This window comes from Streptomyces sp. NPDC047117 (genome assembly GCF_040643545.1).
Classification (GTDB): Bacteria; Actinomycetota; Actinomycetes; order Streptomycetales; family Streptomycetaceae; genus Streptomyces.
Map to the genome: position 1 here is coordinate 145,703 of NZ_JBEYUN010000002.1, position 23,245 is coordinate 168,947.

Here is a 23,245-nt window from a genome sequence, read left to right on the forward strand (position 1 = left end):
ACACAACTCGCACATCCGCGAACTTCGCGGACTTTCACGGTGCAGCGATCCGGAAAATCTCGTGGATCTTGGTCGAAAACTGTGGACAACTACTGAGGCTGTGAATATCCCGGTCACCTATACCAGCGACTATGGAAAACTTCCTGAGAGCATCCTTATGATTACGGTAAGTTACGAACGACGTGCGCGACGAGACGCGGCGACCGATCGCCGAAGGAAGATCAAAAAGAGGCCCCCGAGGCCCGGAAATGCGTCCGGACATGCGACGACCCCCGCCGGGGGGGAGAGCGGGGGTCGTCTCCACGGCCGACTCGGGGGGGGAGGAGCCGGGCCGGGTTAGCACGGTCGCGAACGATCCGTGACTTCCATGGTGTACCCGAGAGCCTTCTCAGGCAAACCCACGCGCCACACCTTACGCCGAATGGTGCCCCCCTATGCTCACCTTGTGGAAATCCGAAGCTCGCTTCCTTCAGCACCCCACTCGGCTCCCCGTACGGCCGCGTTCTTCGACCTGGACAAGACCGTCATTGCTAAGTCGAGCACGCTGACCTTCAGCAAGTCGTTCTACCAAGGCGGCCTGATCAATCGGAGGGCCGCGCTGCGCACCGCGTACGCCCAGTTCGTCTTCCTCGCGGGCGGTGCGGACCACGACCAGATGGAGCGGATGCGGGAGTACCTCTCCGCGCTCTGCCGTGGGTGGGACGTGGCTCAGGTACGGGCGATTGTCGCCGAGACCCTCCACGACCTGATCGATCCGCTCATCTACGACGAGGCGGCCTCCCTCATCGAGGAGCACCACACCGCCGGCCGCGACGTCGTCATCGTCTCCTCCTCGGGCGCCGAGGTGGTCGAGCCGATCGGCGAACTGCTGGGCGCCGACCGGGTGGTGGCCACGCGCATGGTCGTCGGCGCGGACGGCCGCTTCACGGGCGAGATCGAGTACTACGCCTACGGCCCCACCAAGGCCGAGGCGATCCGGGAGCTGGCCGCGTCCGAGGGGTACGACCTCGCGCGGTGCTACGCGTACAGCGACTCGGCGACCGACGTCCCGATGCTGGAGGCGGTCGGCCATCCGCACGCGGTCAACCCCGGCCGGACGCTGCGCCGGGAGGCCGCCGCCCGCGGCTGGCCGGTCCTCACCTTCAACCGGCCGGTCCGGCTGAAGCAGCGGATCCCGTCGCTTGCCATGCCGGCGCGCCCGGCGCTGGTCGCCGTCGCGGTGGGCGCCGCGGCCGCCACGGCGGGTCTGGTCTGGTACGCCAGCCGGCGCCGCGGTACGCCGGCGCGCGCCCTCTCGGCCTGAGCGCGGCCGCCCCTCACGGGAGCCCCGGCACCGCACTCCCGGAACACGCGCCCGAATCGCCCTCTTTTGAAGGCAAAAGTAAAGATGTGCAGCGAGGGGTTCCGCTTGCCGGGCTGCAGGAGTACAAAGGAATTAACGGCCCGCGAGACCAAGGATCTCCGAGAGGAAAACCTGTAACGCAGTAAGGCCCACGGACCGCGCACGAACGCCAGGCACCCACGCGACGCCGACCCGTCGATTACGGGCCAGCCGCATCAGGTGACGGACAAAGACTCCGACCTGTCGGCAACTATCGAGCACGCTTGGTAACCCGACGAACGTGCAGCGCGGCGGTACCGAGCAGGACCAGGTACCGCCGCAACCCTTTGTCCGGGCCCGCGCGGCCCGGCACTTCTGTGAGCGCTTACGCAGCGCCCCTCTGAAGCGCCTCGCACACCGCCGTACTCTCCCGTGCACCCAGCTCGACCGCGCGCCCGCAGTGGGCGATCCAGGCCGCCATCCCCTCCGGAGTGCCGGAGACGTAGTTCTCCAGAGCGGCCACGTACGCCGCCCGGCCCAGCTCCGCGTAGCCGACCTCCGAGGGACAGATCGACTTCGGGTCGAGACCGCTGCCGACCAGGACGATACGTTCCGCCGTACGCGCCACCAGGCCATTGCAGGACCCGAAGGGCCGCAGCGCGAGCAGCTCACCGTGCACCACGGCGGCCGTGACCAGGGCCGGGGCCTGCGTCCCCGAGAGCAGCAGGCGCGCCAGCCCGTCCAGCCGCCCGGCCACCTCGTCGGCGTCCGGCAGCTCCAGCTCGACCAGCGGCTCGTCCACGGCCTCGCCGGCCAGCCGCGGCCGGCCCACGCTCTCATCGGGCGCGTCGCCGCCCGCCGCCACCAGGTGCAGCCGCGCCAGCACCCGGAGCGGCGACTGCCGCCACACACTGAGGAGCTGCCCCGCCTCGGCCGACAGCCGCAGCGCCGCGCCTACGATGCGCGCTTCCTCGTCGCCACTGAAGTCCGTGCGCCTGCGCACCTCTTCCAGCGCCCAGTCGGCACCGGACAGGGCCGCCGAACCGCGCGCACTGCGCAGCGCGGCCTCACCGGTGACCTCGTTGCTGCGACGGCGCATGATCCGGTGCCCGTAGACCCGGTCGATGCTCTTGCGTACGGAGTCCACGCTGTCGGCGACACCGGGGAGCGAGGCAAGGGTCGCGAGCGGGTCGGCTGTCGTACTCATGAGGACGACCCTACGCACCGCAAGGACGGACCCCTCGTTGGAGTGGTCTTCTTCACGTAAACCCCTCACGCAAGGCAATGTCGCAATTACTCTTCGTGAACATGAAGATCGCTTTCGTAGGCAAGGGCGGAAGTGGCAAGACCACGCTGTCCTCGCTGTTCATCCGTCACCTCGCCACCACCGACGTCCCCGTGATCGCGGTGGACGCCGACATCAACCAGCACCTGGGGGCCGCGCTCGGCCTGGACGAGAGCCAGGCCGCCGCGCTCCCCGCGATGGGCGCCCATCTCCCGCTCATCAAGGACTACTTGCGCGGCACCAACCCGCGCATCGCGTCCGCCGACACGATGATCAAGACGACACCGCCGGGCGCCGGCTCCCGGCTGCTGCGGGTCGTCGAGGACAACCCCGTGTACGCCGCCTGCGCCCGGGACGTACGCCTCGACGGCCATGCGGTCCGACTGATGGCCACCGGCCCGTTCACCGAGTCCGACCTCGGGGTGGCCTGCTACCACTCCAAGGTCGGCGCCGTGGAGCTGTGCCTGAACCACCTCGTGGACGGCCGCGAGGAGTACGTGGTCGTCGACATGACGGCGGGCTCGGACTCGTTCGCCTCGGGCATGTTCACCCGCTTCGACGTCACCTTCCTGGTCGCCGAGCCGACCCGTAAGGGCATCGCCGTGTACCGCCAGTACAAGGAGTACGCACGGGACTTCGGGGTCCGGCTGAAGGTCGTCGGCAACAAGGTGCAGGGCCCGGACGACCTCGCCTTCCTGCGCGACCAGGTGGGCGACGACCTGCTGGTGACGTTCGGCCAGTCCGACTGGGTCCGCGCCATGGAGAAGGGCCGGCCGGCACCCTTCGTGGAGCTGGAGGGCGCCAACCAGGAGGCGCTGCGCACGCTGCACACCACCGCCGACGCCGCGTACGAGGGGCGCGACTGGGAGCGCTACACCCGGCAGATGGTGCACTTCCATCTGAAGAACGCCGAGAGCTGGGGCAACGGGAAGACCGGAGCCGATCTGACGGACCAGGTCGACCCCGGCTTCGTACTCTCCGAAGCGCCGGCCACGGCCGCGCCACAGCCCGCCTGACGGCCGTACGGCGGCTCGCCCCGGGATCGGCCCACCGGGGCACCGCCGGCCGGCAGAACCCCTCCGCCACGCCTTCAGCGACGGACCCACGGCCCCCGTCGGCCGCCGCGACACTGCGGCTCCCGGCCGACCGCGCCCCGGCCGCGCGGCAACGCACACGCCGACAGCCGGCGCGGACGTTCACCTGATGGGCGGAACAATCAGCCCGTTTGCCTGTCACGGCTTCGTGGGGACCTGACGCGTCATTACGATCTCTTTACCGAAGCCGAAGAGTCACCGGACCGTCACCCACCGCGACGCATCCCGGCCGGCTCAGCCCCGCAGTACACCGCCGCCCACGACCGCGCCCCGAGCGCGGCCGCGTCGCCCCGGAGGAGACGGGAATGCCGCAGCCTTACGCATCCGAGCCGGCCACGCCAGGGTCCCAGGACCCGCGTACCGAGCAGCAGGACCACGACAGACAGCAGGGCTCCGGGGGACCGTTCCGGTCGCTCCGCCGCTCCTCGGGCGAGGACTGGCGCCGCGATCTGGGCGCTTCCTTCGTCATCTTCCTGATCGCCATTCCCCTCTCGCTGGGCATCGCGCTCGCCATCGGCGCGCCGCCGCAGGCCGGCCTCATCGCCGCGGCCGTCGGCGGCCTCGTGGCGGGCCTGCTCGGCGGCGCCCCGCTCCAGGTCAGCGGCGCCGCCACCGGCCTCCTGGTCGTCACCGCCGACCTCGTGCAGCGGTACGGCTGGCGGACCACCTGCGCCATCACCGTGCTGGCCGGACTCGCGCAGCTCCTCCTGGGCGCGCTCCGGGTGGCCCGCGCGGCGCTCGCGATCAGCCCCGCCATCGTGCACGGGATGCTCGCCGGCATCGGTGTGACCATCGCGCTCGGCCAGCTGCACGTGATGCTCGGCGGCGACGCGCACAGCTCCTCACTGACCAACATCGCGGAGCTGCCGGGCCAGCTGGCGGGCCTGCACGGCGCCTCCGTGGTGATCGCCGCGCTCACCGTCGCCCTCCTGGCCGGCTGGCCCCGACTGCCCGGGCGGGCGGGTCACGCGCTGCGCAAGGTTCCCGCGCCGCTGCCCGCCGTAGCCGTGGCCACCGCCCTGAGCGCGGGCTTCGAAGTGCCGCGCGTCGAGCTGCCCTCGTGGGACGCGCCGACGCTGCCCACCCTCCCGGACACGCCGATGCTCGGCCTGATCGCCGCCGTGCTGACGGTCACGCTGGTGGCGAGCATGGAGTCGCTGCTGTCGGCCGTCGCGGTCGACAAGCTGGCCGCCGAACAGCCCGGTACCCGCTCCGGAGGCACCCACCTGGACCGTGAGCTGGCCGGTCAGGGCGTCTCGAACGTGGTCTCCGGGATGCTGTGCGGCCTGCCGATCGCCGGCGGCGCCATGCGCGGCTCGGCGAACGTGAAGGCCGGCGCGACGGGCCGCGCGTCGACGGTGCTGCACGGCGTGTGGGTGGTGCTCTGCTCCGGACTGCTCGCCGGGGCGCTGGAGCTGATCCCGCTGGCCGCGCTCGCCGCGCTGGTGATGCTCGTGGGCGTACGGATGGTGAGCTTCGCGCACATCCGGCACGTGCAGCGGCACCGCGAGTTCCCCGTCTACGCCGTCACGCTGGGCGGCGTGGTGGTCTTCGGGGTACTGCAGGGCGTGGGCCTGGGTATCGCGGTCGCCGTCTTCCTGGCGATGCACCGGCTCACCCACACCCGCGTCTCGGTCATCGAGGACGGCACGCACCACCGGGTGCGCGTCACCGGCCAGTTGACGTTCCTGGCCGTACCGCGGCTGACCCGGGCGCTGGCACAGGTACCGGCGGAGGCCCACGCGGTCATCGAGCTGCACGGCTCGTTCATGGACCACGCCGCCTACGAAGCGCTGCGGTCCTGGTCGAGTGCCCACCGGGCGCGCGGCGGCGAGGTCACCGTGGGCGGGCGTGGCGGCCGCCCGATCGGCGAGCCGGGCGGCACACACGCCTGCCGCCCCTGGACGCCGTGGCGCAACCACCACTGCACCCGCCCCGCGCCGCCCACCGGTACGGACGAGGTCCAGCTGCTGGGCGGCGGCCAGCTGCTCGGCGGGGTCAGCGCCTTCCAGCGGAACACCGCTCCGCTCGTCCGGGAGGAGCTGGCGCGGCTCGCCCGAGAGGGGCAGCGGCCCACGAACCTCTTTCTGACGTGCGCCGACTCCCGGCTCGTCACGAGCATGATCACGTCGAGCGGGCCGGGCGACCTCTTCACGGTGCGCAACATCGGCAATCTGATGCCGCCGCCGGGCACGGAGGCCGCCTGCGACTCCGTGGGCGCCGCCATCGAGTACGCCGTCGAGGTACTGAAGGTCGGCTCGCTCACCGTGTGCGGGCATTCGGGCTGCGGCGCGATGCAGGCGCTGCTCAGCTCGCACCGCAACGAGCCCGGGGCGCAGACCCCGCTCGCGCGGTGGCTGCGCCACGGTCACCCGAGCCTGGACCGGATGGAGCGGCCGGAAGGCGCGACCGTCCGGCTGGCGGACCGGCCGGTCGCCGACGATCTGGAGCGGCTGGCGCTCGTCAACGTCATGCAGCAGCTCGACCACCTGATGTCGCATCAGTGCGTGGCGCGCCGCGTGGCCGAGGGTTCGCTGGCCCTGTACGGCATGTACTTCCACGTGGGTGAGGCACAGGCGTACGTCCTGGAGCACGGCTCCGACCGGTTCTCGGCCGTGCGCCCCGAGGCGGCACCGGTCACCGCGTAGCGTCCGAAGCCCCCGATCGCCGGGCGGACCGCCGTGACCTGCGGCGGTCTCGTCCCGCGCGGACCGTGCCGGATTCGCCCGCCGGTCCCCAAGAACACCAAAAGGTCTACACCAATTTTTATCAACAGCCCTTGTCAGAGCGCCCCATCGGCTGATGAGCTAAGGCTTGGTACACACCGGACGCCCTGAGACTGGGAGATGCCGTGAGCAACGAGAGCCTGGCCAACCTGATGAAGGAGGAGCGGCGGTTCGCTCCGCCCGCTGACCTGGCCGCGAACGCCAACGTCAAGGCTGCGGCGTACGAGCAGGCCGCGGCGGACCGGCTGGGCTTCTGGGCCGAGCAGGCGAAGCGTCTGACCTGGGCCACCGAGCCCACCCAGACGCTGGACTGGACGAACGCGCCCTTCGCGAAGTGGTTCGCCGACGGCCAGCTCAACGTCGCGTACAACTGCGTCGACCGGCACGTCGAGGCGGGCAACGGCGACCGGGTGGCCATCCACTTCGAGGGCGAGCCCGGCGACACCCGCTCGATCACCTACGCCGAGCTGCAGCGCGAGGTCTCCAAGGCCGCCAACGCGCTGACGTCGCTGGGCGTCGAGGCCGGCGACCGGGTCGCGATCTACCTGCCGATGATCCCGGAGACGGTCATCGCCATGCTGGCGTGCGCCCGTCTGGGCGCGCCCCATTCGGTGGTCTTCGGCGGCTTCTCCGCCGACGCGCTGGCCACCCGCATCAACGACGCGGACGCCCGCGTCGTGATCACCGCCGACGGCGGCTACCGCCGCGGCAAGCCCTCCGCGCTCAAGCCCGCCGTCGACGAGGCGCTGACCAAGCCCGGCACGGAGAACGTGCGCAACGTCCTCGTGGTCCGCCGCACCGGCCAGGACACCGCCTGGATGGAGGGCCGCGACGTCTGGTGGCACGAGCTGGTCGAGCAGCAGAGCGACCAGCACACCCCGCAGGCCTTCGATGCCGAGCACCCGCTGTTCATCCTGTACACCTCGGGCACGACGGGTAAGCCCAAGGGCATCCTGCACACCACGGGCGGCTACCTCACCCAGGTCTCGTACACCCACCACGCGGTCTTCGACCTCAAGCCGGAGACCGACGTCTACTGGTGCACCGCGGACGTCGGCTGGGTGACCGGCCACTCGTACATCACCTACGGCCCGCTCTCCAACGGCGCGACCGAGGTGCTCTACGAAGGCACGCCCGACACCCCGCACCAGGGCCGCTGGTGGGAGATCGTCCAGAAGTACGGCGTGACGATCCTCTACACCGCGCCGACCGCGATCCGCGCCTGCATGAAGTGGGGCGACGACATCCCCGCCAAGTTCGACCTGTCGAGCCTGCGGGTGCTGGGTTCGGTGGGCGAGCCGATCAACCCCGAGGCCTGGGTCTGGTACCGCAAGAACATCGGTGCCGACCGGACCCCGGTCGTGGACACCTGGTGGCAGACCGAGACCGGCGGCATCATGCTCAGCCCGCTGCCCGGCGTCACGGCGACGAAGCCCGGCTCCGCGCAGGTGCCGCTGCCCGGCATCTCCGCCACCGTGGTCGACGACGACGCCAACGAGGTGCCCGACGGCGCCGGCGGCTACCTCGTCCTGACCGAGCCCTGGCCGTCCATGCTGCGCACCATCTGGGGCGACGACCAGCGCTACCTCGACACGTACTGGTCCCGCTTCGAGGGCAAGTACTTCGCGGGCGACGGTGCGAAGCGGGACGACGACGGCGACATCTGGCTGCTGGGCCGGGTGGACGACGTCATGCTGGTCTCCGGCCACAACATCTCCACCACCGAGGTCGAGTCCGCGCTGGTCTCGCACCCGAAGGTGGCCGAGGCCGCCGTCGTCGGCGCCACCGACCCCCAGACCACCCAGTCCATCTGCGCCTTCGTGATCCTGCGCGGCGGCGTCGAGCAGGACGAGGAGCTGGTCAACGAGTTGCGGGCGCATGTCGCGCAGAGCCTGGGCCCGATCGCCAAGCCCAAGCGCATCCTGCCGGTCCAGGAGCTGCCCAAGACCCGCTCCGGCAAGATCATGCGCCGACTGCTGCGCGATGTCGCCGAGAACCGTGACATGGGCGACGTCTCGACGCTGACCGACTCCTCGGTCATGGGGCTGATCCAGTCCCAGCTGTCGAGCGCGCCGAGCGAGGACTGACCGGTACGCACCTCAGAGGGGCGCCCCGCCGTACACCGGCGGGGCTCCCCTGTGCGTGCGCGGGGCCGCGCTCGGAAGCGACCGGCCGCCCCGCGGCGCGCCCGGCTCGCGGGCCCCCGCGGCACCCCGCGGCACGCCCGTAATGCCCCCTACGTCCGCACGCCGAAGATCGCTGGATCGTTTGTGCGCCACCCGGGTACAGTGAAGAACGCGTCAAGAAAAGCGCGAAACACTCAGGGTGCGCCGGGAAGTCTGGTCGGCAACTGCACAGCCATGCTCAGCTGCCGTCGCCCGGAGGTCACCGCGTGAATTCGCCCGCTCCCCGCCGCTCCGTCCTCTTCGGACGGCTGTCCCTGCCCGAGCGGAACCACCTCACGGACCTGCTCCGCACGGAGACCGTGGGCGGCGTCCTGCTGCTGGCCGCCGCGGTGATCGCGCTCGTCTGGGCCAACACCCCGCTCGGCGACAGCTACGAAACGGTACGCGGCTTCCACCTCGGCCCGGCCTCCCTCGGCCTCGACCTCTCCGTCGAGCACTGGGCGGCCGACGGCCTGCTGGCGGTCTTCTTCTTCGTGGCCGGCATCGAGCTCAAGCGCGAGCTGGTCGCGGGCGAGCTGCGCGACCCCAAGGCCGCCGCGCTGCCGGTCGTCGCGGCGCTGTGCGGCATGGCCATGCCCGCGGTCGTCTACACCGTGGTCAGCACGACGGGCGGCGGCTCACCGGCCGGCTGGGCGGTGCCCACCGCGACGGACATCGCCTTCGCGCTGGCGGTACTGGCCGTCATCGGTACGTCCCTGCCCTCGGCGCTCCGCGCGTTCCTGCTGACCCTGGCCGTCGTCGACGACCTGTTCGCGATCCTGATCATCGCGGTCTTCTTCACCTCGACGATCAACTTCTGGGCGCTCGGCGGCGCGGCGGCCGGACTGGCGGTCTTCTACGTACTGCTGCGCAAGGGGGTGCGCGGCTGGTACGTGTACGTACCGCTCGCGCTGGTCATCTGGGGCCTGATGTACAACAGCGGCGTACACGCGACCATCGCGGGCGTGGCCATGGGGCTGATGCTCCGCTGCCACCGGCGCGAGGGCGAGTCGCACTCCCCCGGCGAGCGCATCGAGCACCTCGTACGCCCCCTGTCGGCCGGTCTCGCGGTCCCGCTCTTCGCCCTCTTCTCGGCTGGTGTGTCCGTCTCCGGCGGCGCGCTGCACGACGTCTTCACCGAGCCGGAGACGCTCGGTGTGGTGCTCGGCCTGGTCCTCGGCAAGACGCTCGGCATCTTCGGCGGGACCTGGCTGACCACCCGGCTGACCAAGGCCTCGCTCAGCCCCGAGCTGAAGTGGCCGGACGTCTTCGCCGTGTCGGCGCTGGCCGGCATCGGCTTCACGGTCTCCCTGCTCATCGGCGAGCTGGCGTTCTCCTCGGACCCGGCGCTCGCCGACGAGATCAAGGCCGCCGTGCTGGCCGGGTCCCTGACCGCCGCCGTGCTGGCCACCGTGCTGCTGAAGATCCGCAACGCCAAGTACCGGCGCCTGTACGAGGAAGAGAACCGCGACGAGGACCGGGACGGCATCCCGGACATCTACGAAGAGGGCACCGCCGACTACCACCTCCGGATGGCCGCGCTCCTCGAAGCGAAGGCGGCCGAACACCGACGACGGGCCGATGTGGCCGCCGCCTCCGACTCCGGGCAGGATGGTCCGGCATGATCTGAGAGGTAATCACCGGGAGACAGAGAACGGGAGCAGTCGATGAGCACAGCAGACGACGGCGCGGACCGCAGCCTCGGGCAGCTCGTGGCCCACGCCACCACCGAAGTGTCCGCGCTGGTCCACGACGAGATCGCGCTGGCCAAGGCCGAGCTGCGGAACGACGTGAAGCGGGCCGGCGTCGGCGGACTGGCCGGCGGGGCGGCGGCGATCGTGCTGCTGTTCTCGCTCCCGATGCTCAGCTTCGCGCTGGCCTACGGCATCCAGGCCTGGAGCGGCTGGCACCTCTCGGTCTGCTTCCTGCTCTCCTTCGCGGCCAACGTGCTGGTCGCCGGATTCCTGGGCCTGATCGCCCTGGTGTTCTTCAAGAAGGCCAAGGCGGGCAAGGGCCCCCAGAAGACCGTCGCGTCGGCCAAGCAGACCGCGGCCGTGCTGGGGAACGTCAAGCCGCACCCGCGCCCGGCCGTGGAGGAGCACCCGGCGGTCGAGAGTGTGACACGCTCGGCCGTATGACGGCTTCCGAATCCTCGCCGGCTCCCTCGCCCGCCTCGGTCGTACGGCTCGACCTGCCCGGCGGCCAGGAGGTGACCCACCGGGACGTCGCGGCCAATGGCGCGCGTTTCCACATCGCCGAGATGGGCGACGGGCCGCTGGTACTGCTGCTGCACGGCTTCCCGCAGTTCTGGTGGACCTGGCGGTACCAGCTGCCCGCGCTCGCCGAGGCCGGCTTCCGGGCGGTGGCGATGGATCTGCGGGGCGTGGGCGGCAGCGACCGCACGCCCCGCGGCTACGACCCGGCCAACCTCGCGCTGGACATCACCGGCGTGGTGCGTTCGCTGGGCGAGCCGGACGCCGCGCTCGTCGGGCACGACCTGGGCGGCTACCTGGCCTGGACGGCCGCGGTGATGCGGCCGAAGCTCGTACGGCGGCTCGTGGTGTCCTCGATGCCGCATCCGCGGCGCTGGCGCTCGGCCATGCTCGCCGACGTCAAGCAGAGCCGCCGCTCCTCGCACATCTGGAACTTCCAGCGGCCGTGGCTGCCCGAGCGGGCCCTGGTGGCGGACGACGCGGCGCTGGTCGGACGGCTGATCCGGGACTGGTCCGGGCCGCGGCTGCCCGAGGACGAGGCGGTCGAGGCGTACCGGCGGGCGATGACCATCCCGTCCACGGCGCACTGCTCGATCGAGCCCTACCGCTGGATGGTGCGGTCGATGGCGCGACCGGACGGGATCCAGTTCAACCGCCGGATGAAGTGGCCGGTGCGGGTGCCGACGCTGCACCTCCACGGTTCGCTCGACCCGGTGATGCGTACCCGCAGCGCGGCCGGCTCCGGTGAGTACGTCGAGGCGCCCTACCGCTGGCGGCTCTTCGACGGCCTGGGGCACTTCCCCCACGAGGAGGATCCGGTCGGCTTCACCACCGAGCTCATCAACTGGCTGAAGGATTCCGAGCCGGACCGGTGACCTCGCGGACGCCCTCGTCAGCGGGGTTCCGGTGACGGAAGTGACGCCCCGCCGAACGGATACGAACGCCCGTCTGACGAACAGCCACTTGCCTGGCGCATACGCCAATTGACCGACACCGGTGCGGTTACGGACCGCGGGGCACGGGCAGAGACGAGGGTATGGGCTGGACGCACGACTACCGTGACGTGGCACGCAACCGCCGCAGCAACGCCGCTGCGCTGGGCACCAAGGAGAGGAGCGCCCCGGACCTCCGGGCGGGCGGACCTCATGAGCTGGCCGATCCACTCGGCATTCCGCGCATCCTGCGCCGCCGTGCGCGCTGGATGACCGCGCGGCTCCGCCATCCGCGGAGCTGACCCCGGACGGCCGGGGTCACGCCGCCAGGAGCCCGCTGGAAGGGCTGGCGGACGGCGGATGCCCCGGACGGCCCGTACGGGCTCCCCGAAGCGGCAGCGGCCGCCCCGGGCCCCTTCTCACATCGCACAGCCCTGGCTGTCGACCGGTTGCCGGGCCGTACGCCCCCGCTCGATGTCGGTGCGGACCTCGTCGGCCGTCAGGGCGTACCCCGTGCTGTTGTCGTCGAGGGACTTGGCGAAGACCACGCCGTAGACCCTGCCGTCCGGGGTGAGCAGCGGGCCGCCGGAGTTGCCCTGCCGGACCGTGGCGTACAGGGAGTACACATCGCGGGCCACCGTGTCGCGGTGGTAGATGTCCGGGCCGTTGGCCTGGATACGGCCGCGGACACGGGCCGAGCGGACGTCGTAGCCGCCGTTCTCGGGGAAGCCCGCGACGATGGCGCTGTTGCCGCTCCGCGCGTCCTGGTCCGTGAAGCGCAGCGCGGGCGCCTGCAGCTCGGGGACGTCCAGTACGGCGATGTCGCGCCGCCAGTCGTAGAGCACGACCTTCGCGTCGTACCGCTGCCCCTCGCCGCCGATCTGTACGGTCGGCTCGGTCACGCCGCCCACGACGTGCGCGTTGGTCATGACGCGGTGCGGGGCGAACACGAAGCCGCTGCCTTCGAGGACCTTGGCGCAGCCGGTGGCCGTGCCGACGACCTTCACGATGCTCTGCTTGGCGCGGGCCGCGACCGGGCTGCCGGCCAGCGCCGGGTCGGGCGGCTCGACCTCCTGGATCGGCTCGTTGGAGAACGGCGTGAAGACCTGCGGGAAGCCGTTCTGCGCGAGGACGGAGGAGAAGTCGGCGAACCAGGTGTCGGCCTGCGCCGGAATCACCCGGGAGACGCCGAGCAGCACCTTGGAGTTGCGCACCTCCTTGCCGAGCGTCGGCAGGGAGGTGCCCGCGAGGGCCGAACCGATCAGCCAGGCCACCAGCAGCATCGCCACGACGTTCACCAGCGCGCCGCCCGTGGCGTCCAGGGCGCGCGCCGGTGACCAGGTGATGTATCTCCGGAGCTTGTTGCCCAGATGCGTGGTGAGCGCCTGCCCCACGGAGGCGCACACGATCACGATGGCGACCGCCGCGATGGCGGCGAAGGAGCCCGGTGTGGCGTCCTCGGTCACTTCGTTCCAGATCACGGGCAGCAGGTAGACCGCGATCAGTCCGCCGCCGAGGAAGCCGATCACGGACAGGATGCCGACGACGAAACCTTGGCGATAACCGACGACGGCGAACCACACGGCGGCGACCAACAGCAGGATGTCCAGGACGTTCACGCCCGCCACCGTCTCACGAGCGCCAGTCGAGCGGGACCTGCTTGTCCCGGTCCCAGGGCACTTCCCACCCCGCGTAATGCAGGATCCGATCGATGAGACCGGCGGTGAAACCCCAGACCAGGGCCCCTTCGACCGTGAAGGCCGGGCCGACGTGGCCACTCGGATGGCGGGACGTCACACGGTGGGCGGGGTCCGTGAGATCGGCCACGGGAACCGTGAACACCCGGGCCGTCTCCGCCTGGTCGACCGCGCCGACCGGACTGGGCTCGTGCCACCAGCCGAGCACCGGCGTCACCACGAAGCCGCTCACCGGGATGTAGAGCCGGGGCAGCACACCGAAGAGCTGCACACCGGCCGGGTCCAGGCCGGTCTCCTCCCGGGCCTCGCGCAGCGCCGCGCGCAGCGGACCGTCGCCGTCCGGATCGCCGTCCTCCGGGTCCAGCGAGCCGCCCGGGAAGGAGGGCTGGCCCGCGTGCGAGCGCAGGGTCCCGGCGCGCTCCATGAGGAGCAGCTCGGGGCCGCGGGCGCCCTCGCCGAAGAGGATCAGCACGGCGGACTGCCGGCCGCCGGTCGCGGGCGGCAGGAAGCGGCTCAGCTGGTGCGGCTCGACCGTCGCCGCCGCGTCGGCCACCGGGCGCAGCCACGCCGGCAGCCCCTCGGTCGTGACGCGCACGTCCCCGGCGGCCGCCCCCGCGCCGGCCACCTGCTGTCCGTACACCGTCCGCCCGTCCGTCCGCCGTCCGTGGGCGTCCTGGTCGTACGCCCCTCGTGCCGTCTCCTGTGCTCTCGTCATACGCGCCCCCTCAGGCCCTCGCTGCGATGGTCACGACGTCCCGGCTCCGGGGCCGCCCTCCGTCATCCGGCCGTCACGCGGGCCGCCAGGGGCGGCGCGGGCTCGCCGGGGAAGCCGGCCGGGGGCCGCAGCCGCTGCCCCGGCTTGCCGCCCATCTCGTACTTGAGCAGCTTCTTCGCCTTCTCCGGGTCGGTCTCGCCCTCGCCGTACGACGGGCACAGCGGCGCGACGGGGCAGGCCCCGCAGGCGGGCTTGCGGGAGTGGCAGACGCGGCGGCCGTGGAAGATCAGGCGGTGCGAGAGCATCGTCCACTCGCTCTTGGGGAAGATCTCGGCGATCTCCGCCTCGACCTTCTCCGGGTCCTGCTGCGTGGTCCACCCGAAGCGGCGGACCAGCCGCCCGAAGTGCGTGTCGACGGTGAGGCCCGGGACGCCGAAGGCGTTGCCCAGCACCACGTTGGCGGTCTTGCGGCCCACGCCGGGCAGCGTGACCAGGTCCTCCAGCCGGCCGGGGACCTCGCCGCCGAACCGGTCGCGCAGCGCGGCCGACAGGCCGAGCAGGGACTTCGCCTTCGCCCGGAAGAAGCCGGTCGGGCGGATCAGCTCCTCCAGCGCCTCGGGGTCGGCGGCGGCCATGTCCTCGGGCGTCGGATACGCGGCGAAGAGGGCCGGGGTGGTCTGGTTGACCCGCAGGTCGGTGGTCTGCGCCGACAGGACCGTGGCGACCAGCAGCTCGAAGGGGTTGCGGAAGTCCAGCTCGGGGTGGGCGTACGGATAGACCTCGGCGAGCTCGCGGTTCATCCGGCGGGCCCGGCGGACCAGGGCGACGCGGGACTCGGCCTTACGGACGGCGGGCGTCTCGGGTGCGGCGGTCTTTTTCGCTGCGGTCTTCTTCGCCGTGCTCTTGTTCGCCGCGGTCTTCTTCACTGCGGCGGTCTTCTTCGCGGTGGTCTTCTTCGCGGTGGTCTTCTTCGCCGCGCTTTTCCCGGCCGCGGTCTTCTCCGCCGCGGTGGTTTTTTTCGCGTTCGCGGTCTTTTCGGAGGTGCTTCCGGAGGCCTTCCCGGGGGCGGCCGACTTCTTCGCCGCCGCGGCCGTCCGCTGCCCGGCCCGCTCGGCCTTCTTCGCCTCTGACGTGCTCTTCTTCGCCGTCACCGTGCTCTTCTCCGCGGTCGCCGCCGGCTGCCTCGTGGTGGCCGGTTTCCTACGGGTACGTGCCCTGCCCGAATCCGGGTCGGCGGTGGTTGGCGCGGAGGCGTCCGACACCTCCGTCACCCCGGCCTTCTCCGCCGCAGGAGCCCTTTTGGCGGTAACGGACCCCACCAGCTCCGAGTCCGCTTTCGAGGGCTTCGCGGCATTCGCGCCCGCCTGTTCGCCCACAGCAGAATCGCGGCCTGCGCTCACTCGTCCGGCCCCCTTGTCCTGTGCTCTCACCGGCGTATTGGACACTCGGCCAGACTACGGCCACCCACCGACATCCGGCCCGATCGCCAGGAATCGCGCCCCCAATCGGCCCCCTGCCTTATGGCGGCGGACACCTGTCCGGCATCCTTGTGATTGATCGCACTGTTTTGCATTCCGGCATGATGGGGACCTACGTCACCCGGAGCATGTCGACAAGGAGAGAACTCGTGGACGACGTTCTGCGGCGCGCACCGCTCTTCGCGGCGCTCGATGACGAGCAGGCTGCCGAGCTGCGTGCCTCGATGACCGAGGTCACGCTTGCCCGTGGTGACGCCCTGTTCCACGAAGGGGACCCGGGCGACCGCCTGTACGTGGTCACCGACGGCAAGGTGAAGCTGCACCGCACCTCCCCCGATGGCCGCGAGAACATGCTCGCCGTCCTCGGCCCGGGTGAGTTGATCGGTGAGCTGTCCCTCTTCGACCCGGGCCCGCGCACGGCCACGGGCACCGCGCTCACCGAGGTGAAGCTGCTGGGTCTGGGACATGGCGACCTCCAGCCCTGGCTGAACGCCCGCCCGGAGGTGGCCACGGCCCTGCTGCGCGCCGTCGCCCGACGGCTGCGCAAGACCAACGACCAGATGTCCGACCTGGTCTTCTCGGACGTGCCCGGTCGTGTGGCGCGCGCCCTCCTGGACCTCTCGCGCCGCTTCGGCGTGCAGTCCGAGGAAGGCATCCACGTCGTCCACGACCTCACCCAGGAAGAGCTGGCCCAGCTGGTCGGCGCCTCCCGTGAGACGGTCAACAAGGCGCTCGCGGACTTCGCCGGCCGTGGCTGGCTGCGTCTGGAGGCCCGCGCGGTGATCCTCCTGGACGTCGAGCGCCTCGCGAAGCGGTCGCGCTGACCACTGCGCGTCAGCGCGCGTACCGAAAGGCCCCGCATCCGTGCGGGGCCTTTCGCGTGGGGGCTCCGCCCCGGCCCCCGGGTCCTCGAACGCCGGACGGGCTGTTCTTCGGCTAGACCAGCCCGTGCTCGCCCAGGTAGTCCAGCTGCGCCCGCACGGACAGCTCAGCCGCCGGCCACAGGGAGCGGTCGACGTCGCGGTACACGTGGGCGACGACGTCGGCGGCCGTACGGTGGCCCGCCTCGACGGCCGTCTCCACCTGGGCGAGCCGCTTGGCCCGGTGCGCGAGGTAGAACTCCACGGCGCCCTGCGCGTCGTTCAGCACCGGCCCGTGGCCCGGCAGGACCGTGGTCACGCCGTCGTCGACCGTCAGGGAGCGCAGCAGCCGCAGCGAGTCCAGGTAGTCGCCGAGCCGGCCGTCCGGGTGCGCCACCACCGTCGTGCCGCGCCCGAGGATCGTGTCCCCGGTCAGCACGGCCGCGTCGGCCGGCAGGTGGAACGAGAGCGAGTCGGCGGTGTGCCCCGGAGTGGGCACGACGCGCAGCTCCAGGCCTCCCGTCGTGATCACGTCCCCTGCGGCCAGGCCCTCGTCCCCGAGGCGCAGCGCGGGGTCCAGGGCCCGTACCGGCGTACGGGTCAGCTCGGCGAAGCGGGCGGCGCCCTCGGCGTGGTCGGGGTGCCCGTGGGTGAGCAGGGTGAGCGCGACACGCCGGCCGGCCCGCTCGACGGTGTCGAGGACCGTCTTCAGGTGGCTCTCGTCCAGCGGCCCGGGGTCGATGACCACGGCGCGGTCGGAGTCCGGCTCGGCGACGATCCAGGTGTTGGTGCCGTCCAGGGTCATCGCGGACGGGTTCGGTGCCAGGACGCAGTACGCGCGGGCGGTCGCGGCGCCGGAGAGGACACCGCCGCGCGGCTGGCCGGGGAGTGCGGCTGCGTCGGTCATGCGGCAGGCCCTTCGGGGGAGCCGGACGCGGTGCCGTCGTGGCCGGCCGCCGCGCCCGAGGGGATGTGTTTGGTGAACTCTTCGTGGCCCGGCCAGCTGAGCACGATCTCCCCCTCGACGAGCTCGGCGCGCGCCAGTACGGGGGTGAGGTCCTGCCGGGCCGCCGCGGCGAGCGCGTCGGCGGCGGTGCCGTACGGCGCCAAGGTGCGCAGCGTGGCGATGGTCGGCGGCATCATCAGCAGCTCGCCGCGGTCGTAGCCGGCCGCCGCCTCGGCTGGCCGGGTCCACACCGTACGGTCGGCCTCCGTGGACGCGTTGCGCGTGCGCTGGCCCTCGGGGAGGGCGGCCACGAAGAACCACGTGTCGTAGCGCCGCGGCTCGAACTCGGGGGTGATCCAGCGCGCCCAGGCCCCCAGCAGGTCGCTCCGCAGCGCCAGGCCCCGGCGCTCCAGGAAGTCGGCGAACGACAGCTCACGGGCCACCAGGGCGGCACGGTCGGCCTCCCAGTCGTCCCCGGTGGTGTCGGCGACGACGGTGCCGGCCGACGGCCCGGCGAGCAGCACGCCCGCCTCCTCGAAGGTCTCGCGGACCGCCGCGCAGACCACCGCCTGCGCCACGGCCTCCTCGACGCCCAGCCGGGCGGCCCACTCTGCGCGCGAGGGCCCGGCCCAGGCGACCGGCCGCTCGTCCCGCGGGTCGACGGAGCCGCCCGGGTACGCGTAAGCGCCGGCCGCGAAGGCCATGGAGGCGCGTCGACGCAGCATGTGGACGGCCGGTCCCTGGCCGGAGTCGCGCAGGAGCATGACGGTCGCCGCTCTACGGGGCGTGACCGGCGTCAGCTCCCCACTGGCGAGCGCCCGGATCCGGTCCGGCCACTCGGGCGGGTACCACTGGCCATTGGTCGTCGTCGACATGGCCGGATGCTATGCGCTCACGCGCGGATGTTCGAGGGGGCCCCGGCCCCCTCACGCCCCTCGGAGAGGCCGCACGCAGGGGCACACGAGGGGCGGCGAGCACGAGGTCCGAAGACGCGAGGGACGGCGGACACGAGGGCCCGCAGCCGCGAGCGCCGCAAAGGCCCGCAGACGCGAAGGGCAGCGGGGACGAGCGCCCCAGGGGCAGCGGTCGCCGCCCCCGAAGACGCGAAGGGCGGTACGGATGCGCAGCGCGTGCCGCGGACCGTACCGCCCCTCGGATGATGCCGTCCGGCCGGACGCTCAGTCCGCGATCTCGACCTGGATCTCGACCTCGACCGGCGCGTCGACCGGCAGCACGGCCACGCCCACGGCGGAGCGGGCGTGCACGCCCTTGTCGCCGAGGATCTCGCCGAGCAGCTCGCTCGCACCGTTGATGACGCCGGGCTGCCCGGTGAAGTCCGGCGCGGAGGCCACGAAGCCGACGACCTTCACGACCCGGACGATCTTGTCCAGGTCGCCGGTCACGGACTTCACGGCGGCCAGCGCGTTCAGCGCGCAGACGGCGGCCAGCTCCTTGGCCTGGTCGGCACCGACCTCGGCGCCGACCTTGCCGGTGGCCGGCAGCGAGCCGTCCACCATCGGCAGCTGACCGGAGGTGTACACGTAGTTCCCGGTACGCACGGCCGGCTGGTACGCGGCCAGCGGCGGCACGAGAGCGGGGAGCTTCAGGCCGAGCGACTCGATCTTGTCCTCGACCTGGCTCATGCCTGCTTCTCCCGCTTCAGGTAGGCAACCAGCTGCTCGGGGTTGTTCGGGCCGGGCACGACCTGGACCAGCTCCCAGCCGTCCTCGCCCCAGGTGTCCAGAATCTGCTTCGTCGCGTGCACCAGCAGCGGCACGGTCGCGTATTCCCACTTCGTCATGGGGCGAGCGTAATGCCTGTACAGGGTGGCCGAGGACGCGCGTCCTCGGCGCCCCCGTACGCGCCTCCAGGGGCCCGTGGGCGCGCCGCCGACCGAGGCATACGCGACAGGACCGGCGTCTCGTGCGTAGCCGGGAGGCGGACTGGTTAGGCTCCATGGCGTGAGCAGGCTCCATGTCGTCAGCGGCAAGGGCGGTACCGGAAAGACCACGGTCGCCGCCGCCCTCGCCCTCGCCCTGGCCACCGAGGGGCGGCGCACCCTCCTGGTCGAGGTCGAGGGCCGGCAGGGCATTGCCCAAGTGTTCGAGACCGAGGCGCTTCCCTATGAAGAGCGCAAGATCGCTGTATCCCCAGGGGGCGGCGAGGTGCACGCGCTGGCCATCGATGCCGAGCGCGCGCTGCTGGACTACCTCCAGATGTTCTACAAACTCGGCGGTGCCGGCCGCGCCCTGAAGAAGCTCGGCGCGATCGACTTCGCCACGACCATCGCGCCGGGACTGCGGGACGTCCTGCTGACCGGCAAGGCCTGCGAGGCCGTCCGCCGCAAGGACAAGCACGGGCGCTTCGTGTACGACGCGGTCGTCATGGACGCGCCGCCCACGGGCCGCATCACCCGCTTCCTGAACGTCAACGACGAGGTCGCGGGGCTCGCGAAGATCGGGCCGATCCACAATCAGGCGCAGGCCGTCATGCGGGTACTGAAGTCGCCCGAGACGGCCGTCCATCTGGTGACGCTGCTGGAGGAGATGCCGGTACAGGAGACCGTGGACGGCGTCGCCGAACTGCGCGCCGCCGGTCTCCCGGTGGGCGGCGTGGTCATCAACATGCTCCGGCCGCCCGTCCTCGACCCCGACGAGGTGGACCTGGCCGCGAACGGCGCCCGTGCGGGCATCGCCGCGGCACTCTCCAGCGCGGGGCTCGGCGGAGCGCGCCGCGGCGGCCGCGCCGAGCGGCTCATCGACCCGCTCCTGGAACAGGCCCGCGAGCACGCCGAGCGGGTCGCGCTGGAGCGCGCGGAACACACCGAGATCACCGGCCTCGGGCTGCCCACGTACGAACTGGAACAGCTCCCCGAGGGAGTCGACCTCGCGGGGCTCTACCGGCTGGCCCGGGACCTGCGGACACAGGGACCGATATGACATCGGAGTACACGACCTTGGACGCTTCGGCTCCGCATCTGGACGTGGACACGCTGCTCGACGACCCGCAGACCCGCATCATCGTGTGCTGCGGCGCGGGCGGCGTCGGGAAGACCACCACGGCGGCCGCGATCGGCGTCCGTGCGGCGGAGCGCGGCCGGAGGGCCGTCGTCCTCACCATCGACCCGGCCCGCCGGCTCGCGCAGTCGATGGGCATTTCCGAACTGGACAACGTCCCGCGGCAGGTCAAGGACGTCAGCGGCCCCGAAGGCCGGGGCGAGCTGTACGCGATGATGCTGGACATGAAGCGCACGTTCGACGAGATCGTCGAGGCGCACGCGGACAAGGAGCGGGCCAGGGCGATCCTGGAGAACCCCTTCTACCAGTCCCTGTCGGCCGGGTTCGCCGGCACGCAGGAGTACATGGCGATGGAGAAGCTGGGCCAGCTGCGCTCCCGCGACGAGTGGGACCTGATCATCGTCGACACCCCGCCGAGCCGGTCCGCGCTGGACTTCCTGGACGCGCCCAAGCGGCTGGGGTCCTTCCTGGACGGCAAGTTCATCCGGGTCCTGATGGCGCCCGCGAAGGTCGGCGGCCGGGCCGGGATGAAGTTCCTCAACGTCGGCATGTCGATGATGACCGGCACGCTCAGCAAGCTGATGGGCGGCCAGCTGCTCAAGGACGTCCAGACGTTCGTGGCCGCCATGGACACCATGTTCGGCGGCTTCCGCACCCGCGCCGACGCCACGTACCGGCTGCTCCAGGCGCCCGGTACGGCCTTCCTGGTGGTGGCCGCGCCGGAGCGGGACGCGCTGCGCGAGGCGGCGTACTTCGTGGAGCGGCTGGCCGCCGAGCAGATGCCGCTGGCCGGCCTGGTGCTGAACCGCGTACACGGCAGCGGGGCCGACCAGTTGAGCGCCGAGCGGGCGCTGGCGGCGGCCGAAGCGCTGACCGACCTGGCCGGAGCCGGGAACTCCGGTTCGGTGGACGAGGAAGACGCCGAAAATCTTGGCGAGGACGGAATTGTGGATCTCGGAGGCGGGAAGGCTGGATCACGTACCGCCGACGCTTCCTCCCCCGCTGCGCCGGCGCTGCACCGGCAAGACCCCTCCGTAACTCCCGAATCGAAGCAGTCCCCCGAGGCCCGATCGGCCCGTCTGGCCGCAGGCCTGCTGACCCTGCACGCCGAACGGATGCAGGTTCTGGCGCGCGAGCGGCGCACCCGCGACCGCTTCACCGCGCTGCACCCGGAAGTACCGGTGGCCGAGATCGCCGCGCTGCCCGGTGACGTCCATGACGTCTCGGGACTGCGCGAGATCGCCGACCGCCTCGCGTCCGGGCACACGGACGAGGCGCACGACGACGCGTCCGAGGGCGCGAGCTGACAGCGCGCCTGCCTGCACGCCGCACGATGCGGACGGCCTGACGTACGCCGGCTCCGTCCGTGACTACACGGGCCTGCCCCTTCGGGCGCGTGCCTGTCCGGGCGTGCGCCCGCTCGGGCACGCTCCTCGGCCCCAACGGGCATGGGGCTGAGCATCCCGGGCACCCGTCGGCACGGACCGATCGCCTGCCGACGCGCGGAACCGTCGCGAAGGCCACGCGGAACGTCGCGGAGGCATGGGAGACCAGGCGGGGTGGTGGCAGCGGTACGGCGGTAGCTGTACGGCTGCAGGTCATGCCGATGGGCCGACGGGGAGACGAGCAGGGAGACCTCGCGTAGGCGCACGCAGAGAGTCGAGAGCCGACACGGCAGCGCAACCCGGCACGGCATCGACTCGGGCACGGGCGGCGTGGCGCAAAGCGGCGCATCCCGCGCCGACCTCCGTGGGACGGTGCACGACGGCGGCCGAAGCCACCGTCACGTGCCGCACTTCCACCGCGCTCATGCACGCGGCGATCGCGCACCGACCCAAGCGCCGGCGGCCATGCCGCAGTCAGCGCTCACCCTGCCCGGCCGGTCCTGCACCGGGTGTTCCTTCCCCGGCCGACGCCGGGCACCACCGGCCGGCTCAGCCGACCGCGGCGAAGTTGTCGTACTCCACTTCTTCTTCGCAGTCCACGAGGATTCCCGCGCTGCGTTCGTATTCCGTACGAGCCGTCTCCAGCAGCCGACGCCACGAGGTGACGGTCGGGCGGCGGCGCAGCAACGCCCTCCGCTCCCGCTCCGTCATCCCGCCCCATACGCCGAATTCGACGCGGTTGTCCAAGGCATCGGCAAGGCACTCGGTTCGCACGGGGCATCCGGTGCAGACCGCCTTGGCGCGGTTCTGGGCTGCCCCTTGAACGAACAGCTCATCCGGATCGGTCGTGCGGCAGGCTGCCTGTGCACTCCAGTCGGTTACCCAGCTCATGCTGGCGCCGTCCTCTCCCGAATCGAGGCTCCCCCACGGCGGCAAGCGGCATATTCACCGTTGCCAGTTGAGGACGTTACGGAAGGCAGGCAGGGCGCAACACCCCCTTCGGGCCCAATCTTGAATGGTCCGAACGGACTATGCGTATGCGGCAGATCACCCAACGGAGTGAGCGCAGGGCATACGTCGCTTTTCTGGCAGGCCAGGACAGTTCAGGGTGTTTCACACGAGCCACGAACGAGCGCGGACGACGCGTACGGGCAATCCGGTCACCGGCCTCGCGGCGGAAAGCGGCGATGTGCTGGTGCGGAACCACGTTCGAGTGACAGGCGTGAACAGAGTATGCGAACAGATGCGCCCCTGTCCGGTGATTGAGAACCTACGCGCCTCACGTTGCCGGGGCACCACGACGAACTGCCCGCACGATGAAGCCGTCCCCCCTCACCGTCGAACAGTTCCTCCTCGGCCCGGGACGGCCCACCGTTACTCCTTATGGCATAGCCCACCCGGACGCCCCCGA

Annotated in this window: 20 protein-coding genes; 11 read left to right on the top strand and 9 right to left on the bottom strand. The window is 71.5% G+C overall.

The genetic code is table 11. The features are described 5' to 3' along the window. Nucleotides 1–445 precede the first annotated feature (445 nt). Nucleotides 446–1,303 (top strand): HAD-IB family hydrolase, encoded by an 858-nt coding sequence (locus ABZ840_RS03770; protein ID WP_361552784.1) that lies wholly within the window; start codon nt 446–448, stop codon nt 1,301–1,303. Nucleotides 1,304–1,706: 403 nt separating this feature from the next. Here the strand turns inward: ABZ840_RS03770 and ABZ840_RS03775 are convergent, their stop codons facing one another. Beyond that, complete coding sequence (locus ABZ840_RS03775) at nt 1,707–2,528, bottom strand: oxidoreductase (protein WP_361552787.1); 822 nt, start codon at nt 2,526–2,528, stop codon at nt 1,707–1,709. 101 nt (nt 2,529–2,629) lie between these two features. Between ABZ840_RS03775 and ABZ840_RS03780 the strand changes: the two genes are divergently transcribed. The 7 genes from ABZ840_RS03780 to ABZ840_RS03810 all read left to right on the top strand — a co-directional run bounded on the left by ABZ840_RS03780 (nt 2,630) and on the right by ABZ840_RS03810 (nt 12,038). Next, entirely contained in the window at nt 2,630–3,622 is a 993-nt protein-coding gene (locus tag ABZ840_RS03780; protein WP_361552790.1) for an ATP-binding protein, read from the top strand. A gap of 383 nt (nt 3,623–4,005) precedes the next feature. Continuing rightward, complete coding sequence (locus ABZ840_RS03785) at nt 4,006–6,348, top strand: SulP family inorganic anion transporter (protein WP_361552793.1); 2,343 nt, start codon at nt 4,006–4,008, stop codon at nt 6,346–6,348. Between the two features lie 203 nt (nt 6,349–6,551). Continuing rightward, nucleotides 6,552–8,513, top strand: coding sequence for an acetate--CoA ligase (acs, locus tag ABZ840_RS03790; RefSeq protein WP_361552796.1), 1,962 nt, complete (start codon nt 6,552–6,554; stop codon nt 8,511–8,513). A gap of 305 nt (nt 8,514–8,818) precedes the next feature. Next, nucleotides 8,819–10,216, top strand: coding sequence for a Na+/H+ antiporter NhaA (gene nhaA / locus ABZ840_RS03795; RefSeq protein WP_361552798.1), 1,398 nt, complete (start codon nt 8,819–8,821; stop codon nt 10,214–10,216). A 42-nt stretch (nt 10,217–10,258) separates the two neighbouring features. Next, nucleotides 10,259–10,729: a phage holin family protein gene (locus ABZ840_RS03800; protein WP_361552801.1), complete on the top strand. Its 471-nt coding sequence runs from the start codon at nt 10,259–10,261 to the stop codon at nt 10,727–10,729. Then, on the top strand, nt 10,726–11,679 hold the full coding sequence (locus tag ABZ840_RS03805; RefSeq protein ID WP_361552804.1) for an alpha/beta hydrolase: 954 nt from the start codon (nt 10,726–10,728) through the stop codon (nt 11,677–11,679). The genes ABZ840_RS03800 and ABZ840_RS03805 overlap by 4 nt, the downstream gene beginning before the upstream one ends. 161 nt (nt 11,680–11,840) lie before the next feature. Next, a complete protein-coding gene (locus tag ABZ840_RS03810) occupies nt 11,841–12,038 on the top strand; it encodes a hypothetical protein (protein WP_110944252.1) in 198 nt (65 codons plus the stop codon). Nucleotides 12,039–12,155: 117 nt separating this feature from the next. On the opposite strand, the gene ABZ840_RS03815 is transcribed toward ABZ840_RS03810, so the two are convergent. The 3 genes from ABZ840_RS03815 to nth form a co-directional block, all read right to left on the bottom strand. After that, on the bottom strand, nt 12,156–13,355 hold the full coding sequence (locus ABZ840_RS03815; protein WP_361552807.1) for a MarP family serine protease: 1,200 nt from the start codon (nt 13,353–13,355) through the stop codon (nt 12,156–12,158). Nucleotides 13,356–13,368: 13 nt separating this feature from the next. Then, nucleotides 13,369–14,148 carry a CoA pyrophosphatase gene (locus tag ABZ840_RS03820; RefSeq protein ID WP_361552810.1) on the bottom strand — a complete coding sequence of 260 codons (780 nt, stop codon included), beginning with the start codon at nt 14,146–14,148 and terminating at the stop codon, nt 13,369–13,371. Nucleotides 14,149–14,210: 62 nt separating this feature from the next. Next, entirely contained in the window at nt 14,211–15,299 is a 1,089-nt protein-coding gene (gene nth, locus ABZ840_RS03825; protein ID WP_361552812.1) for an endonuclease III, read from the bottom strand. A 476-nt stretch (nt 15,300–15,775) separates the two neighbouring features. Between nth and ABZ840_RS03830 the strand changes: the two genes are divergently transcribed. Next, complete coding sequence (locus ABZ840_RS03830) at nt 15,776–16,450, top strand: Crp/Fnr family transcriptional regulator (protein WP_030260115.1); 675 nt, start codon at nt 15,776–15,778, stop codon at nt 16,448–16,450. A 112-nt stretch (nt 16,451–16,562) separates the two neighbouring features. Here the strand turns inward: ABZ840_RS03830 and ABZ840_RS03835 are convergent, their stop codons facing one another. From ABZ840_RS03835 to ABZ840_RS03850, 4 genes are all read right to left on the bottom strand, one after another. Further along, nucleotides 16,563–17,393, bottom strand: a complete 831-nt coding sequence (locus ABZ840_RS03835) for an MBL fold metallo-hydrolase (RefSeq protein ID WP_361552815.1) — start codon at nt 17,391–17,393, stop codon at nt 16,563–16,565. Beyond that, complete coding sequence (locus ABZ840_RS03840; protein ID WP_361552818.1) at nt 17,390–18,307, bottom strand: NUDIX hydrolase; 918 nt, start codon at nt 18,305–18,307, stop codon at nt 17,390–17,392. The genes ABZ840_RS03835 and ABZ840_RS03840 overlap by 4 nt, the downstream gene beginning before the upstream one ends. Nucleotides 18,308–18,610: 303 nt before the next feature. Next, the gene (locus tag ABZ840_RS03845) at nt 18,611–19,075 is read right to left on the bottom strand and encodes a RidA family protein (RefSeq protein ID WP_361552821.1); all 465 of its coding nucleotides are present in this window, start codon (nt 19,073–19,075) and stop codon (nt 18,611–18,613) included. After that, a complete protein-coding gene (locus ABZ840_RS03850; protein WP_003975360.1) occupies nt 19,072–19,233 on the bottom strand; it encodes a DUF4177 domain-containing protein in 162 nt (53 codons plus the stop codon). Before ABZ840_RS03850 ends, ABZ840_RS03845 begins: the two co-directional genes overlap by 4 nt. A gap of 160 nt (nt 19,234–19,393) precedes the next feature. Between ABZ840_RS03850 and ABZ840_RS03855 the strand changes: the two genes are divergently transcribed. Together ABZ840_RS03855 and ABZ840_RS03860 are read left to right on the top strand one after the other, a co-directional pair. Further along, nucleotides 19,394–20,371, top strand: coding sequence for an ArsA-related P-loop ATPase (locus tag ABZ840_RS03855; protein ID WP_361552824.1), 978 nt, complete (start codon nt 19,394–19,396; stop codon nt 20,369–20,371). Further along, a complete protein-coding gene (locus ABZ840_RS03860) occupies nt 20,368–21,756 on the top strand; it encodes an ArsA family ATPase (protein WP_361552827.1) in 1,389 nt (462 codons plus the stop codon). Before ABZ840_RS03855 ends, ABZ840_RS03860 begins: the two co-directional genes overlap by 4 nt. A gap of 627 nt (nt 21,757–22,383) precedes the next feature. On the opposite strand, the gene ABZ840_RS03865 is transcribed toward ABZ840_RS03860, so the two are convergent. After that, nucleotides 22,384–22,725, bottom strand: coding sequence for a WhiB family transcriptional regulator (locus tag ABZ840_RS03865; protein ID WP_361552830.1), 342 nt, complete (start codon nt 22,723–22,725; stop codon nt 22,384–22,386). Nucleotides 22,726–23,245 lie beyond the last annotated feature (520 nt).

Bases quoted from the DNA above. Each gene is read 5' to 3' on its own strand.
- ABZ840_RS03785 (WP_361552793.1), top strand. From the start codon at position 4,006: ATGCCGCAGCCTTACGCATCCGAGCCGGCCACGCCAGGGTCCCAGGAC.
- ABZ840_RS03840 (WP_361552818.1), bottom strand. From the start codon at position 18,307: ATGTCGACGACGACCAATGGCCAGTGGTACCCGCCCGAGTGGCCGGAC.
- ABZ840_RS03835 (WP_361552815.1), bottom strand. From the start codon at position 17,393: ATGACCGACGCAGCCGCACTCCCCGGCCAGCCGCGCGGCGGTGTCCTC.
- ABZ840_RS03865 (WP_361552830.1), bottom strand. From the start codon at position 22,725: ATGAGCTGGGTAACCGACTGGAGTGCACAGGCAGCCTGCCGCACGACC.
- ABZ840_RS03845 (WP_361552821.1), bottom strand. From the start codon at position 19,075: ATGAGCCAGGTCGAGGACAAGATCGAGTCGCTCGGCCTGAAGCTCCCC.
- ABZ840_RS03810 (WP_110944252.1), top strand. From the start codon at position 11,841: ATGGGCTGGACGCACGACTACCGTGACGTGGCACGCAACCGCCGCAGC.
- ABZ840_RS03850 (WP_003975360.1), bottom strand. From the start codon at position 19,233: ATGACGAAGTGGGAATACGCGACCGTGCCGCTGCTGGTGCACGCGACG.
- ABZ840_RS03775 (WP_361552787.1), bottom strand. From the start codon at position 2,528: ATGAGTACGACAGCCGACCCGCTCGCGACCCTTGCCTCGCTCCCCGGT.
- ABZ840_RS03805 (WP_361552804.1), top strand. From the start codon at position 10,726: ATGACGGCTTCCGAATCCTCGCCGGCTCCCTCGCCCGCCTCGGTCGTA.
- ABZ840_RS03780 (WP_361552790.1), top strand. From the start codon at position 2,630: ATGAAGATCGCTTTCGTAGGCAAGGGCGGAAGTGGCAAGACCACGCTG.
- ABZ840_RS03800 (WP_361552801.1), top strand. From the start codon at position 10,259: ATGAGCACAGCAGACGACGGCGCGGACCGCAGCCTCGGGCAGCTCGTG.
- ABZ840_RS03820 (WP_361552810.1), bottom strand. From the start codon at position 14,148: ATGACGAGAGCACAGGAGACGGCACGAGGGGCGTACGACCAGGACGCC.
- ABZ840_RS03860 (WP_361552827.1), top strand. From the start codon at position 20,368: ATGACATCGGAGTACACGACCTTGGACGCTTCGGCTCCGCATCTGGAC.